The organism is Helicobacter sp. 16-1353, assembly GCF_003288815.1.
Lineage (GTDB): Bacteria > Campylobacterota > Campylobacteria > Campylobacterales > Helicobacteraceae > NHYM01.
The window spans coordinates 66,256-80,817 of the sequence record NZ_NHYM01000009.1 but is presented as its reverse complement, the minus strand read 5'-3'; the positions used below and the strand labels follow the sequence as shown (position 1 = coordinate 80,817).

At 32.3% G+C, this 14,562-nt stretch carries 12 protein-coding genes; 9 read left to right on the top strand and 3 right to left on the bottom strand.

Annotation, left to right across the window (positions count from 1 at the left end; genetic code table 11):
* The 8 genes from CCY99_RS06825 to CCY99_RS06800 form a co-directional block, all read left to right on the top strand.
* Positions 1–616 (top strand): FkbM family methyltransferase (locus tag CCY99_RS06825; protein ID WP_146744951.1); only part of this gene is annotated, 616 nt, incomplete at its 5' end.
* A 269-nt stretch (positions 617–885) separates the two neighbouring features.
* On the top strand, positions 886–2,088 hold the full coding sequence (locus CCY99_RS06820) for an FkbM family methyltransferase (RefSeq protein WP_112060670.1): 1,203 nt from the start codon (positions 886–888) through the stop codon (positions 2,086–2,088).
* A gap of 340 nt (positions 2,089–2,428) precedes the next feature.
* Positions 2,429–3,625 carry an ATP-grasp domain-containing protein gene (locus tag CCY99_RS06815; RefSeq protein WP_112060669.1) on the top strand — a complete coding sequence of 399 codons (1,197 nt, stop codon included), beginning with the start codon at positions 2,429–2,431 and terminating at the stop codon, positions 3,623–3,625.
* Between the two features lie 43 nt (positions 3,626–3,668).
* The gene (locus tag CCY99_RS06810) at positions 3,669–4,475 is read left to right on the top strand and encodes a glycosyltransferase (RefSeq protein WP_112060668.1); all 807 of its coding nucleotides are present in this window, start codon (positions 3,669–3,671) and stop codon (positions 4,473–4,475) included.
* Positions 4,388–4,666 (top strand): hypothetical protein, encoded by a 279-nt coding sequence (locus CCY99_RS09605; RefSeq protein ID WP_181646877.1) that lies wholly within the window; start codon positions 4,388–4,390, stop codon positions 4,664–4,666. The genes CCY99_RS06810 and CCY99_RS09605 overlap by 88 nt, the downstream gene beginning before the upstream one ends.
* The gene (locus CCY99_RS06805; RefSeq protein WP_112060667.1) at positions 4,594–5,697 is read left to right on the top strand and encodes a TDP-N-acetylfucosamine:lipid II N-acetylfucosaminyltransferase; all 1,104 of its coding nucleotides are present in this window, start codon (positions 4,594–4,596) and stop codon (positions 5,695–5,697) included. Before CCY99_RS09605 ends, CCY99_RS06805 begins: the two co-directional genes overlap by 73 nt.
* Positions 5,681–5,830: a hypothetical protein gene (locus CCY99_RS09600; protein WP_181646876.1), complete on the top strand. Its 150-nt coding sequence runs from the start codon at positions 5,681–5,683 to the stop codon at positions 5,828–5,830. The genes CCY99_RS06805 and CCY99_RS09600 overlap by 17 nt, the downstream gene beginning before the upstream one ends.
* Before the next feature lie 22 nt (positions 5,831–5,852).
* On the top strand, positions 5,853–7,208 hold the full coding sequence (locus CCY99_RS06800) for an outer membrane family protein (RefSeq protein WP_112060666.1): 1,356 nt from the start codon (positions 5,853–5,855) through the stop codon (positions 7,206–7,208).
* A gap of 42 nt (positions 7,209–7,250) precedes the next feature.
* Here CCY99_RS06800 and CCY99_RS06795 read toward each other — a convergent pair whose 3' ends face one another.
* The 3 genes from CCY99_RS06795 to CCY99_RS06785 form a co-directional block, all read right to left on the bottom strand.
* A complete protein-coding gene (locus CCY99_RS06795; RefSeq protein WP_112060665.1) occupies positions 7,251–9,410 on the bottom strand; it encodes a PD-(D/E)XK nuclease family protein in 2,160 nt (719 codons plus the stop codon).
* On the bottom strand, positions 9,407–11,296 hold the full coding sequence (gene tkt / locus CCY99_RS06790; protein ID WP_112060664.1) for a transketolase: 1,890 nt from the start codon (positions 11,294–11,296) through the stop codon (positions 9,407–9,409). Before tkt ends, CCY99_RS06795 begins: the two co-directional genes overlap by 4 nt.
* Before the next feature lie 104 nt (positions 11,297–11,400).
* On the bottom strand, positions 11,401–12,720 hold the full coding sequence (locus CCY99_RS06785) for an aminotransferase class V-fold PLP-dependent enzyme (protein ID WP_112060663.1): 1,320 nt from the start codon (positions 12,718–12,720) through the stop codon (positions 11,401–11,403).
* Between the two features lie 272 nt (positions 12,721–12,992).
* On the opposite strand from CCY99_RS06785, the gene CCY99_RS06780 reads away from it, so the two are divergent.
* Positions 12,993–14,516: a DASS family sodium-coupled anion symporter gene (locus tag CCY99_RS06780; RefSeq protein WP_112060662.1), complete on the top strand. Its 1,524-nt coding sequence runs from the start codon at positions 12,993–12,995 to the stop codon at positions 14,514–14,516.
* The last annotated feature ends 46 nt before the right edge of the window (positions 14,517–14,562 follow it).

The window sequence follows — 14,562 nt, the reverse complement described above, 5'->3', positions numbered from 1 at the left end:
TTTCTTTGATATTGGGGCGTATAAGGGCGAGAGTAGCTTGGAGTTTATAAAACATAATAAAAATTATAAGCAAATCTATTTTTTTGAGCCAGAGCGTAAAAACTTTAATGAAGCTAGGGAAAATCTAAAAGATTTTAAACATATAAAGGGCTTTAATATCGGGCTTGGTGATAAAAAAGAGCGATTGATGGTGAATTCTATCTCCACTTCTTCGCATTTGCAAAAGGTGGATTCTCCGCATTCTATGGATTTTATGGAGGAGGCAGATTCTATGGATTCCGCACAAAAGCATTATATAGAAGTAAATAGCCTTGATAATCTAATAGCTAGTGGCGAGATTATCTTAAATGAAAATATCTTAAATGGGGGGGGGCAGCAAGTAATGCTTAAAATCGATATTGAGAGTAGCGAGGAATTCGCCCTAAAAGGGGCATCTAAACTCATAAGAGATTATAAGCCAATTATAGCTATATGCATCTATCATAGATTTGATGATTTTATAAACTTGCCAAATATAATTTTTAGCATTTATGAAGATTATAAACTCTATTTTCGGCATTACTCCTCCGGACTCACAGAATCCGTGATGTTTTTTGTGCCAAAAAGTGAGGTTTAATTTAAGGATAAAATTTTGGGATAGTTATGATGAAAAAGGGATTTAGGAAAAGAAACTTTGCTTTATAGTTTAAAACGAGCGATAGCGAAGTTTCCTTGAAAACGAGCGGAGCGAAGTTTCTATAAAGTGGCAACGCTTTATCATAAAAAGAAATTTTAGTAAATAAAGGATTTGCCACTAATTATTTCTTGGGCGAAATTCTCAAATTTTTTGTTGTAGCAAACGAGCAAGGACGAAATTAATTCGCTAAGCGAAATAAAAGGATAATTATGAAAACAATAAAAAACAATCAAAATGCGAAAGATTTTATCAAAAAATTTTTCAATCCCAATACAAAGCGATATTTATTTGGGACAAATAAATACGCTCTTAGTATTTTAAACGCAATGAATGGGAAAATAGATGGCTTTATCAATGATTTTAGTAAGGATTCTACATTTCACAATGTGCCTATAATAAAGCTAGATAATGTCCCAAAAGATGGAGTGATAGTCTCGTGCGTGGTTTTATCACAAGGTTTGAATGTAAAAAGGCGATTAGATTTAGCTGGATTTAATCACTTGGATTATTTTGCATTTTACAAATATTCGAATTTGGATATATGCCCGATAGATTTCGTAAATAGCGATGAAAAAGGCTCTCCATACACGATAAATCACGCAAAAATCCACATAGAATCCAATCCAAATCATTATCAAAAAATCTATGATAAATTAAGCGACAAAATCTCTAAAAAGCAATTTTTGCAATGCCTAGATTTTAGAACTAGCTTAGATATAGAAAATCTAGAGGGCTGTGAATACACGCCATTAACGCAGTATTTTGAGGATTTTATAGATTATAAAAAAATCGATTATTTCTTTGATATTGGGGCGTATAAGGGCGAGAGTAGCTTGGAGTTTATAAAACATAATAAAAATTATAAGCAAATCTATTTTTTTGAGCCAGAGCGTAAAAACTTTAATGAAGCTAGGGAAAATCTAAAAGATTTTAAACATATAAAGGGCTTTAATATCGGGCTTGGTGATAAAAAAGAGCGATTGATGGTGAATTCTATCTCCACTTCTTCGCATTTGCAAAAGGTGGATTCTCCGCATTCTATGGATTCTATGGAGGAGGCAGATTCTATGGATTCCACACAAAAGCATTATATAGAAGTAAATAGCCTTGATAATCTAATAGCTAGTGGCGAGATTATCTTAAATGAAAATATCTTAAATGGGGGGGGGCAGCAAGTAATGCTTAAAATCGATATTGAGAGTAGCGAGGAATTCGCCCTAAAAGGGGCATCTAAACTCATAAGAGATTATAAGCCAATTATAGCTATATGCATCTATCATAGATTTGATGATTTTATAAACTTGCCAAATATAATTTTTAGCATTTATAAAGATTATAAACTCTATTTTCGGCATTACTCCTCCGGACTTACAGAATCCGTGATGTTTTTTGTGCCAAAAAATGGGGGTTGATTAAGAATAAATTTTTGGGATAGTTATGATGAAAAAGGGATTTAGGAAAAGAAACTTTGCTTTATAGTTTAAAACGAAACGCAGTGAAGTTTCCTTGAAAACAAGCGATAGCGAAGTTTCTATAAAGTGGCAACGCTTTATCATAAAAAGAAATTTTAGTAAATAAAGGATTCACCACTAATTATTTCTTGGGCGAAATTCTCGAATTTTTTGCTGTAGCAAACGAGGCTTTAAGCCGAGTTTCCTTGCCAAAATATTCATAGCTTTGGGTAAGACTAGGAGTAAAACTCCAAGTCCGCAAGGACGAACTTAATTTGCTAAGCAAAATAAAAGGACAATTATGAAAAAATTATTTATAGCTGGTGGGAAATTTGCGGATATTCCTACGATTTTAGCCGCTAAAAAAATGGGATTTTTTGTCATCACAAGCGGAAATAATCCAAATGATTTAGGGCATAAATACGCTAATGAAGTGCATTTAGAGGATTATTCCAATAAGGAAACGATGAGAAAATTAATAGAAAAATTAGAAATCGATGTGCTAATCCCTGCTTGTGATGATTACTCGATTTTAACCTGCTCGTATGTGAATGATTATCTAAAAATATCTAATTTTGATAGCTATGAAACAACCAAAATAATCCACCACAAAGATTTATGGAGGGCATTTTGCCAAAAAAATAATATAGATTCTCCAAAGGCTTTTGGAAGCTCTAATCTAAGGGAATCCTTAAGAAACATAAAAGCAAATTTTAAGAATGAAAAAATCATTATAAAGCCCGTAGATTCTGCGGCTGGAAAAGGTGTGAGTGCAATCAATGCAGATTCTGCGAATTTGGAATCTGCCCTAAAATATGCTTTTAGCGAATCTAAGAGTAAAAAAATCGTTATAGAGGAGTTTATAGATGGCACAAAGCACGGCTTTAGCACGATTTTAGTTGATAAAAAAGTAAGATTCTATTTCTATGATAACGAGCAGTATGATTATAATCCTTTTGCCGTTTCTGGCACTACAACTTCAAATAGCATTACACTTAAAATGCAAAAAAATATCATTAACGATATTGAAAAAATCGCTCAAATCTTGGATTTAAAAGATGGTATTTTTCACACCCAAACAATCGCTAAAACGCTCAATAGTGGCGAAAAAAAGCTAGTTATTATTGAATCTTGTAGGAGGGCTGGGGGCGATTTATATCCAAAGTTCGTTCATTTGGCAAGTGGGGTGGATTATCCTAAGCTTTTTATTAGCTCCATTGCTGGTATCTCACTTCCAAAATATAGCCTTAAAGGCAAAGAGTTTTTCGCTAGGCAATGTATAATGAGCCACAAAAGTGGCATTTTGGAGAGTATAGAAATTAAGCCAGAGATTAAAGATAATATCATAGATAAATGTATGTGGTATAAAAAGGGTGATATTATAAGCGATACAAGGAAATATAAGGCTGGAATTATGTTTTTAGAGTTTAGCTCAAATGATGAAATGGAGGAAAAAATCAGCAATTTAAGCAATCTAATAAAAATTAATGTGAAATAATCTGCTAGAATCCAAATCTAAAAACACAAAAGGCTTTTTACATATGAAAACCCAAGAGCAAATCACAAAAAACTGGGATAAAAATATCCAAAAACCACTTCTCTCCATTTGGTGCTTAAGCTATAATCACGCAAAATTTATCCATAAAACTATAGATGGATTCCTATCCCAAGAGACAAATTTCCCCTTTCAAGTAATAATCCACGATGATGCCTCAAGTGATGGCACAAAAGAGATTATAGAGAGTTATGCTATAAAATATCCAACTATTATTAAGCCAATTTTACAAAACGAAAACCAATATCAAAAAAATACCAACATAATGCAAATACTATACAGAGAATCCATAAATAGCGAATTTATCGCATTTTGCGAGGGTGATGACTATTGGAATGATAAAAATAAGCTCCAAATTCAAGTGGATTTTTTAAGAAAAAATAGCGATTATGTGGCGAGTTTCCATAGGGATACTACAATTGATGAGAATGGCAATATAGTGCGAGAAATGCCAAGCCATCTTTGTAATGATTTAACACAAGAGCAACTCTCAAAAGTAAAATATGGAATGCCAACTAGGACGATTGTAATGCGAAATGTAATTGATTTCAATGATGAATTATTAGAAAAATATTTTACAAAAGATAGGGTTTTAAATGGCGATACTTTTATATGCTCTATGCTTGGAACTAAGGGAAAAGCGAAGTTTATAGATAATATAGATTCATCTTTCTATCGGCTTCATGGGGGGGGGTTTGGAGCTCTTTGGATACTGCCTCTCAAAACTTCACACAAATCAAAAGCTTTTACTACTTCTCGCAATATTATCGCAAGGCTGGATACAGCGATTTAAGCGAGTATTTCGCAAATCTAAGCGGAGCGATTTTCCTAAATCTTCCAGATTATTCCATCACTTCCAATCGCCTAAAACTAAAAATAGTATTTCCGCGATTTCACAAGCTGCTTAAGCAATGCAAGAAAATCACTACAAAACTCATTCAATCCATTCGATTAGGGAGATTAGACAATCAAAAATCCACATAATGCTATTAGAAAAATTTATCCCAAATTTTCTAATACACGCCAAAGAATATTTAGATTTTAATACTCATATATTTATTATTTTTGCAGATAAAAAGCAAACTAAGCTTTTTAGAATCCCGCCAAATATCGCAGAATCTAGCAATATAATAATTATAAATAGCCAAAATTACGGCAGATTCTCCAAATATTTCTATATCCTAAAATACATTATCTTTGCCAAAAAAATCTTTTTACACGGACTTTGGATAAAACATATAAATACATTATTATTGCTAAGTTTCTGGAAACTTAATAAATGCCATTGGCTTATTTGGGGCGGAGATTTATACGAATACAACACAAATAAATTTGGATTCTATGAAGTGGTGCGAAAAATGATTATCAAACGATTTGGGTTTATTACACCTGTAGTTTATGGGGATTTTAAACTAGCTCAAAAATTCTATAAAACCAAAGCAAAATGTATAGGCGAATCTTTTTATATGCAATTTTATGAAAAATATCAAAACCTAATCCAAATAAACAATACTAAAACCATAATCCAAATTGGCAACTCCGCCACAAAAAGCAATAATCACCTAAAAGCCCTAGAAATACTACTTCCATATAAAGATATGGTGCAAGTTATTTTGCCACTTTCATATGGTGATATGAAATATGCCGAAAATATAGCAAGATTCGCCAAAACACATTTTAATGATGTAGTGATACTAAAAGATTTTATGCCACTTGATGAATACAATAAGATATTGCAAAAAATCGATATTGCGATTTTCGCACTCCACCGCCAACAAGCAATGGGGAATATTTTTATACTATTATTTTTAGGTAAGAAAATATATCTAGAATCTAGCTCTACGATGTGGGATTCTCTAACTCAAAAAGGATTTAAGATTTTTAATATAAATGATTTTAATATCAATAAATTATCTTTAGATTCTGCTAAATATAATAAGAATCTAGTCTTAAAATATTATTCCAAAGAAAAACAAATAGAGAATTTTAGGCTTGTTTTTGAGAATAATTTTTAAGGAATCTACGCCAACTAGGGATATTAATCTCATTAGATTCCACAATAATATTGCCTTAATAATATTTTGTTTAAGTTATTTTTTATATTATTTTTATAAAAATATCGAAATGTATCGTAAATACGATATGTAAATACTAATATAAAGGAGATTCTATGGGTAAGGCAAAAGTTGCAAAAAAGCTTCTAATAAGCTCAGTTGTTGGCTGTGGCGTGGTAGCGTCTGGGGCTAGTGCATTTGACTATGATGTTTATGGTGGAGCTTATATGTTTAGCAAAATAGGCTTCAATAATGTTAAAGTAAATGAAAACACAGGGAAATATCCCACAGATAGCTGGGCGTCAATCGCACTAGATTTGAATATCAAAGGTAGCTTTGTAGATGGCTTCACATATGGACTTGGTGGAATGCTCTCAGCTCCCGTTTGGGACCCATATCAAGCGAGTTATGCTTATATTAATGGTAATGCGAGGCATTCGCTAAATAATAATAGCAATGATGAAATCGGCTATCGCTACTATGTGCTTGCAACGGCGTATCTAGGCTATCAGTTTAAAAACGATACTATTGATGTTGGCATAAAAGCAGGTCGATTTGATGATTTAAACACAGATTGGTTTAGCGGATTTGGCGAGGGCGTGAAACTATGGGCTGGAAATGACTTAATAAAATTTCAATTTAATTGGATTACAAGAAGGGCATTTGCTTATAATGAATGGTTTTATGACTTCTATTCCGTAGGAAAAGCTGATAAATGGGATTATAATCGAGATTTCTTAGTCGGGGCTTTTGATATAAATGTTGGTGATTTTAATATCAAACCACAAGTTTGGTATCATAGAAATGACTACATCGCTCCGGGGCTAAATCTAGGCTATACATTTGATAATGGAATAGTTAGTGCGAAAACTTCGGCTTACTCGCTATTTATCCTAAGCCACAAAAACCTCGCTAATGGAGTGGGAATGTATCGCAATGGCACGGATAATAAGCTAAGCACGATTTTAATAGTAAAAGAGGATATTTCGCATATGGGCTGGGATTTTGGTCTTGGTGTGCGTAAAAACTGGGGGAATCCACGAGGCAATAGCGGAATGGGACAACACGGGAATCCATCTGGCTTAGATGATTGGACTGCGAGTGCTGGGACTAAGGATTTCTGGGGCTTTGATGCTTGGGCGTTAAATGATATAAATGGCTGGAATGCTTTCACTGGATGGCTATCTATGGGAAAAGCATATGAGAGCTTTGATTGGAATATTATAGCTAGGGTTACAACTGCAAAAGAAAGTGATGAGCAGAGCATCGCCCTAAATATGGGATATAATGCAACCGAAGTGATTAGACTTGGATTAAAACTCGAGTGGTTTAATGATATTTCAAAAAGATTTGAGCGAGTAAATGGGGTAAATCTGCCAAGTGGTAATCCATACTCCGCAGAACTCCAAAGCATAGATAAGGTTAGAAATGACCGAAGCCACGCGTTTTTAACATTTGAATATAAATTCTAAAGAATCTAGTTTATCTAATAGAGTTTTACTTTATTAGATAGGCTAATATCTATTGCATAAGTATTGATAATCGCAATACTCGCAAATTTTTTTATCATCAGTTTTATAAAACTCAATATCTTTTTCTTTTAATGTATTTAGTGAAGATTCTAGTAATTCCTGTGTTTCCACCTCATCTTCATCACTCATAAAATATTCTTTATTTTTATATAAATCATAATATGAAGCTTTTATAATAGAATCTTTATATGTGGATTCTATGGCTTTTTTGTATATTAAAAGTTGCAAGAAGCCCTCATTTTTAATGTCAAAATTATTCTTAAGCTTGTAATCGATAATAAAAATCTCCTTATTATTTTTATCAACTCTATCAATTCTGCCATTAAAATCAAATCCAAGAATATTAATATTTATTGGGAATTCCCTATATAGAATCTCTCTATTATTTTTCAATAATTCTATTTGGGTTTTTAGAAATAGCTCTAATTTATATCTATCAATCTCTAAATCAAGTCTTTTTATGGAGCTAAGATTCTGCTTTTGTAATAATTCCTTAAAATGATTTATAGAAAAATCGCTACCCAAATCCCTTAAAATATTATGTATAACATTACCAGAAAATGCCCCGCTATCTTCATTATTATCTATAATTTCAATATTTAATTTCTGTAGTTTCGCAAAGTAAAATTTTCTCCTACAATCTATAAATGACTTTAGGCTAGAAGGCGAAAGGCGACAATCATTATAAGTATCGATTATCTGCTCCTCTTTATAATCTTTATTAATCTTTGGTGGGAAAAATCGCCATATATCTTCGCCATTTATTGCATTATCAATATTTAATCCCAAATCATCAAGTAATGTGGAATGCAATCTATCTACACAAAAGGCAATGCAAACTTCTTTTGTTCTATTTATTAGATTATAGTAGTAATGTCTTTGTAGATTTTCTTTATCGCTAAGTGTTGGTAAGGAAACTTTTTTTCTAATAGAGGTATTTAAAAACATATCATTATCGCTAAGTTTGGGAACAAATTCTTCATTAAAATCTACAATAACAACCTTATCAAATTCCACACCTCTAGTCTCCAAAATACCTATAACCTTAACTTTTCCGCCGCTTACATCATCAAGATTTTTAATATTTTGTAATATAAAATCTATAATCTCATCATAGGATAATTTCTCAAATAATTCATCAAATGTATTTAATGCTAAAAAATCATCTATACAATTTTTATCTATTTTCTCTATATGCAACAATACATTTTTTAATCTAGAAATATTTGGATTATGCTCTATAACACTCTTTAGAGATTCTATTTTTTTGATTAGATAAGTATCTTCTATACCCATTGCATAGTTTAGATTCCGCTTTGTGTCAAATAACTTTAGATATTTTGCAAAACTTTCATCAGGTAGAATAACTGCAATATTTTCGATTCCACTTTTTAGCCATTCATTTACTTTTGCAATCACTAGAAGTGCTTGATTTAATCGCATAGAAAAGGAATATAGGCTTATTTTAGGATTATGTTGCAATAATGGAGTTTCTTTTATAATCTCATTTTTATTAATATTAAATATATATTTATTTCCAACATTTAGCTTTTGGGTTAAGATTCTATCAAATATAAAAGAATTATATTTATTGTATTCAAAGATAATCTCTATATTAGTATAAGATGAAGCCATCTTAAGTATATGAAAATCTTTTATAGAGAGAATCCCATCAATAAAAATATAAATATTTTCATAATATTCCAAATACGATTTATGTAATGTAAAATCTACCCCAATATCATATAAATGTCGCTTTTCTAACTCATTCTTATAGGCATTATAGATATTATTTATTATTCTTAAATGGTCTTCATAATCGCCGTAAGTATCGCTAATATCAATGTCTTTAATATCCACCATAGCAGATTCTAGCTCATCAAAGAAATTTAATAAAAATGATGAATTTTCTAAGAATCTTAAAAATGCTTTATCAAAACCTATTTTTTCAATATCAATATTACCTATAATAGACCATAAAATAATACTTCGCAATGATTTTGATAGCTTTATCTTATCATCTACTATGATTATATCTTCAAAAAAAGTCTTAATATTTTTCGCTTCAGGTAGTAAGGTATCGCTACTATTTATATAAAAATCATTTAAAGCCCGATTTGAAGAGAAAACAAAAAGATTCATAATAAATTTTTAGCGATATTTACGATATTTTCTACACTAAATCCAAAATGTTTAAATAGCAAATCACCTTTACCAGATTTACCAAAACTATCCATAGATACAACCTCATCGGCAAATCTATACCACTCTATCGCTCTCCCTGCTTCAATAGCGAGAATCTTTACATTTGGATTAAATAATGTTTCTAAAAACCTTTTATCTTGTTTGAGTAATAAATCATAGCAAGGGACACTTATAACCTTAGTAGGTATATCTTGTTTATCTAACTCTCTTGCACAATCTAATGCTAGATGGACTTCACTTCCAGAAGCACATAAAATAATCTTTGGATTAGTGGAATCTTTCAATATATATGCACCTTTTTCGCATTTGCCAATAGAATCTAAAATGGGAAGATTCTGCCTACTTAACACAAAAGCACAAGGAGATTCTGCTCTTAGTGCTATTTTCCAGCATTCCACATTTTCATTAGCATCTGCGGGACGAAATACAAGTAGATTTGGCATTGCTCTAAAATGACTCAATTGCTCGATAGGTTGATGTGTAGCTCCATCTTCGCCAACGCCAATACTATCGTGTGTAAAGATATAAAACACCTTTAGATGGCTAATACTTGCGATTCTAATAGATGGACTCATATAATCACTAAATACAAAAAATGTCGCACAAAATGGGATAAACAAGCCATAAGCCGCAAACGCATTTGTAATCGCCCCCATAGCGTGCTCTCTTATGCCAAAATGTAAATTTGCACCATTTGGAAAATCTAAGCTATCTTGCAAATATGTATTATTTGATGGCGACAAATCCGCACTTCCACCTACAAAACCTTTGAGATTCGCACAAATAGCATTTAATATTTTCCCATTTGAAGAACGCGTTGCAGTGGGTTTATCAAAGATAGGATAGGAGATATTATCAACATTAGGATTTAATAATTCATCTAATATATCTTTTTTGGGCGAATTATTAAGATTATTTTTCCAGATTTTATAGTGCATATCGCCTACTTCAATACAGCTTTCAAAGGCAATTTTCACATCTTTTGGAATAAAAAAATCACCATCAATACCAACTTCTTTTTTTGCTCTTTTTACCAAATCACTTCCAAGCGGTGCTCCGTGTGATTTATGGCTACCTTCTAATTCTAATGCACCTTTTGCAATCTTAGTTTTTGCAATAATTAAAAATGGCTTTGGAGATTCTTTTGCTTTAATTAATGCAGTATCAATTTCTTCGAAATTATGTCCATCAATTTGCAATACCTCAAATCCCTGTGCCTCAAAACGCATTTTTATATCTTCATTAAAAGAAATATCTGTATTGCCCTCAATAGTGATATTATTACTATCATAGATGATAATTAGATTATCTAAATTATGCAATCCAGCTAGAGAACAAGCCTCATAGCTTATCCCCTCTTGTAAATCACCATCGCCACAAAAACAATAAACCCTATGATTAATCAAATCACTTCCTAAGAGATTCCTAGCATATTTCGATGCCATAGCAAAACCAACAGCATTCGCAATCCCCTGCCCTAGCGGTCCGGTAGTTATCTCAATGCCACTTGTAAGTCCATATTCTGGGTGGCCGGGCGTTTTGGAATCTAATTGCCTAAAATGCTTTAAATCATCTAGTGAAAGACTATATCCACAAAGATGTAAAAAACTATAAACCAAAGCACTACAATGCCCGCCACTAAAAACTAATCTATCTCGATTTATCCATTTTGGCTCTTTTGGATTGTGGATTAGGTGTTTTGATAAAATCGTAAGAATATCTGCTAATCCCATAGCTGCTCCGGGGTGTCCGCTAGAGGCAGATTCCACCATATCTACTGATAAAAATCTAAGTGTATTTGACATTTTAGTTTCTATATTCATCAATTAGCCTTTAAAAATATTAGAGAATTTGAAGTGATTTTAAATAGGTATTATCATAAATTTATCATTAGTTTTTTATTAATAATATTGTGTATGAAATCATATTATCTTAATCTTTTTATGCTTTTCTTTAAGGAATCTACAAAATATTCTATATCATTAACATTATGACTATAATGCAAACTTACCCGAAGCCAAGCTGGTTTTAAAGATGGGTTGCTAGATAAAATATCGATATTTTTTACCTCTTCTTTATGCAATAAATTATGTCCGTATGAGCCCGCACAGCTACAACCTGCACGAGTTTCTATGTGATATTTATATGATAACTCATAAGCCAAATCATAAGGCGATATGGAATCTACATTAAAGCTTAATACAGGGATATGCTCTGCATTATTATCAATGCCATAAATCATAATTCCATCAATATTTTTTAATTCATAAAGTAGGATATTATAAAGAACTTTTTCCCTTTTATGTATAAAGTCTAACCCAATCTCATTTCTATATTTATATGCCAATGTAGCTTTTAGGAATCCCAAAATAGGTGGCGTCCCAGAATCTTCCCTACTTTCTATATCATCAATATAATAGTGAGATTTACTTGAAGCATATTTTATACTTCCACCGCCACTAAAGGTTGGTGGTAATGATATATCAAGATTATTTTTTCTTATGCATAGGATTCCACAACTTCCAATACCACCTAGTATTTTATGCGGAGATAGAAATGCCGCATCAAAAAGATTGGAATCTATATTTTTATGTGGAGAGATTGCTGCACAATCAAATGCGATATTCACATTAGAATCTCTTAGTTTTTTTGAGATAATCTCATATGGTAAGATAATACCACTTACATTTGATGCGATATTTATTGAGGCTAGAATCTCGTTATTTTTATACATTTCTAACACAGAATCTAGATTCTCTAAATCTATCAAATCACCTTTTAGAGGTATTCTTATACATTTGCAAACGCCTTCCCTTAGGCTTATTTCATTAGAATGATGTTCATAAGGTCCAATGATAACAATAGGCAACTTTATACTACTCAAATTAAGTTTATTTTTTAATACTGGGGGAATATATATGCCTTTTATTTCTTGATATTTTTTTATCGCACCTGATGCACCAAACCCACTTGGAATAACAAAAAAATCCTCACTTAAACCCAAATATTCTTTTAACTTCTCTTTAGATTCCAAATATAGACTAGAGATAAAATCTGCATTAGATGATGTATGTGAATGTGTATTTGCATAAAGTGGCAGAATCTTATTTAATCTATTTTGAATAACTCTAGATTCTAGCCCACTCGCCATCCAATCAAAATAATAAACATCTTTTTTTAAGATTACATCATTTCTAATAAAATCCAGCAAATCATCACAATCTATCAAATTACTAAAAAAATCCATACTAAGCCTATGATATTTAAGGTTAATTAAAATTAAGCTAGTATTTTAACAAAATATAGAATCTTTACATTTATTTAGGACAATAATTTTGAAATATTATATTGATTTTATGGATTCCAAATAAATTTACGATAAAAAAGCTATGATAAATTTCAATTGAAAGCTAGGTAATTTTTTACGCTTAAAATACTTGTAAAATATCTTATTGGCTAATAGTATTAGCTCCCATTTTTTAAGTAGAAATAATCCATTTTAAATAAAAGGAGAATTGTATGGAAAAATTAGAAAAATCAAAAGGCATATTTTACGCTAAACTTTTTGCACCGCTAATTTTTGGACTAATTATGTATGCCCTACCTTGGATAATCATAGGACAAGTAGCACCTGAGGGTTGCTCGGCGAATGCGTGGCTTTATTTATCGATTTTTATGGGATTGATAGTTGGGCTTATTTTAGAGCCTATTCCACCTGCGTTTATAGGGGTGGTTGCTATAGTTATCGCTGTATTTTTTAGAATTGGACCTAAAGGCTCTGGTGCAGAAGATGCCACTATAACTGCTGCTACGGCTATTAATTGGGCGTTAAGTGGATTTTCTAATGCAGTGGTTTGGCTTATCTTTGCTGCCTTTACCATTGGATTGGGATTCTCTAAAACAGGTTTAGGAGAGCGAATCGCTCTATTACTTGTCTCAAAGCTAGGACGCTCTACGCTAGGATTAGGATATGCAATTGCCATTGTGGATTTAATCCTAGCACCATTTATCCCTAGCAATGCCGCTAGAAGTGGTGGGACGGTATATCCTGTGGTTACAAGTATCGCTCCAATGTTTGGTAGCCACCCTGATGAAAATCCGCGTAAAATAGGTGCATATCTCGTGTGGGTGGGATTAGCTAGTGCTTGTGTATCTAGCTCTATTTTTCTAACAGGACAAGCCCCAAATCCCCTAGCAATAACACAAATTAGCAATGGCGGGGGACAAGTCGTTGATTGGGTGAGTTGGTTTTTAGCATTTTTACCTGTGGGAATTATTTTATTTATTTTAACGCCTATTTTAGCCTATATTATTTATCCACCAGAAGTTAAAGGTAGTTCTCAAGTGCTCTCTTGGGCGAAAGAGAAATACGCAAAGCTAGGTGCTATCACAAAAGCAGAAATTTATATGATTCTTATCGCTATTATTGGACTTATACTTTGGGTTGGCTCTAGCTTTTTTCCAAAAGATGCACTATATAATCTCAATGCTACCACCACCGCATTATTAATGATAGTGCTAATGGTGGCTACAAAAGTCATTTCATGGCAGGATTTCCTTGGCAATAAACCTGCGTGGAATACGCTTGTGTGGTTTGCTACACTTGTGGCTATGGCTACTGGATTATCAAATGTTGGCTTTATCGCGTGGCTTGCTAATCTCTTTGATGGTATGTTTGATAGTGTTTCGCCCATAGTGGCTATCATCGCACTTATTTTGGTTTTTTCTTGGCTTAGATATTTCTTTGCTTCTGGGACAGCATATGTAACAGCTGTAATGTTGGTATTTGTAACCATCGTCCAAGCCGTGCCAAATATTGATGTCAATCAAACACTATTATTACTTATCTTACCTATGGGATTTATGGGGATTATAACGCCTTATGGCACAGGTTGCTCACCGCTATGGTTTGGCTCTCACTATATCAAAGGACCGCAATTTTTCTTACTTGGTGGGATTTTTGCTGCGATTTATATGATAATTTATCTAATAGTGGGGATTCCGTGGGTGAAATTTATAATGCCATATTTGAGTTTTCATTAGGATTTTATAGCGATATAAGCTTAGATAGAACTATGTTTCTAAATGC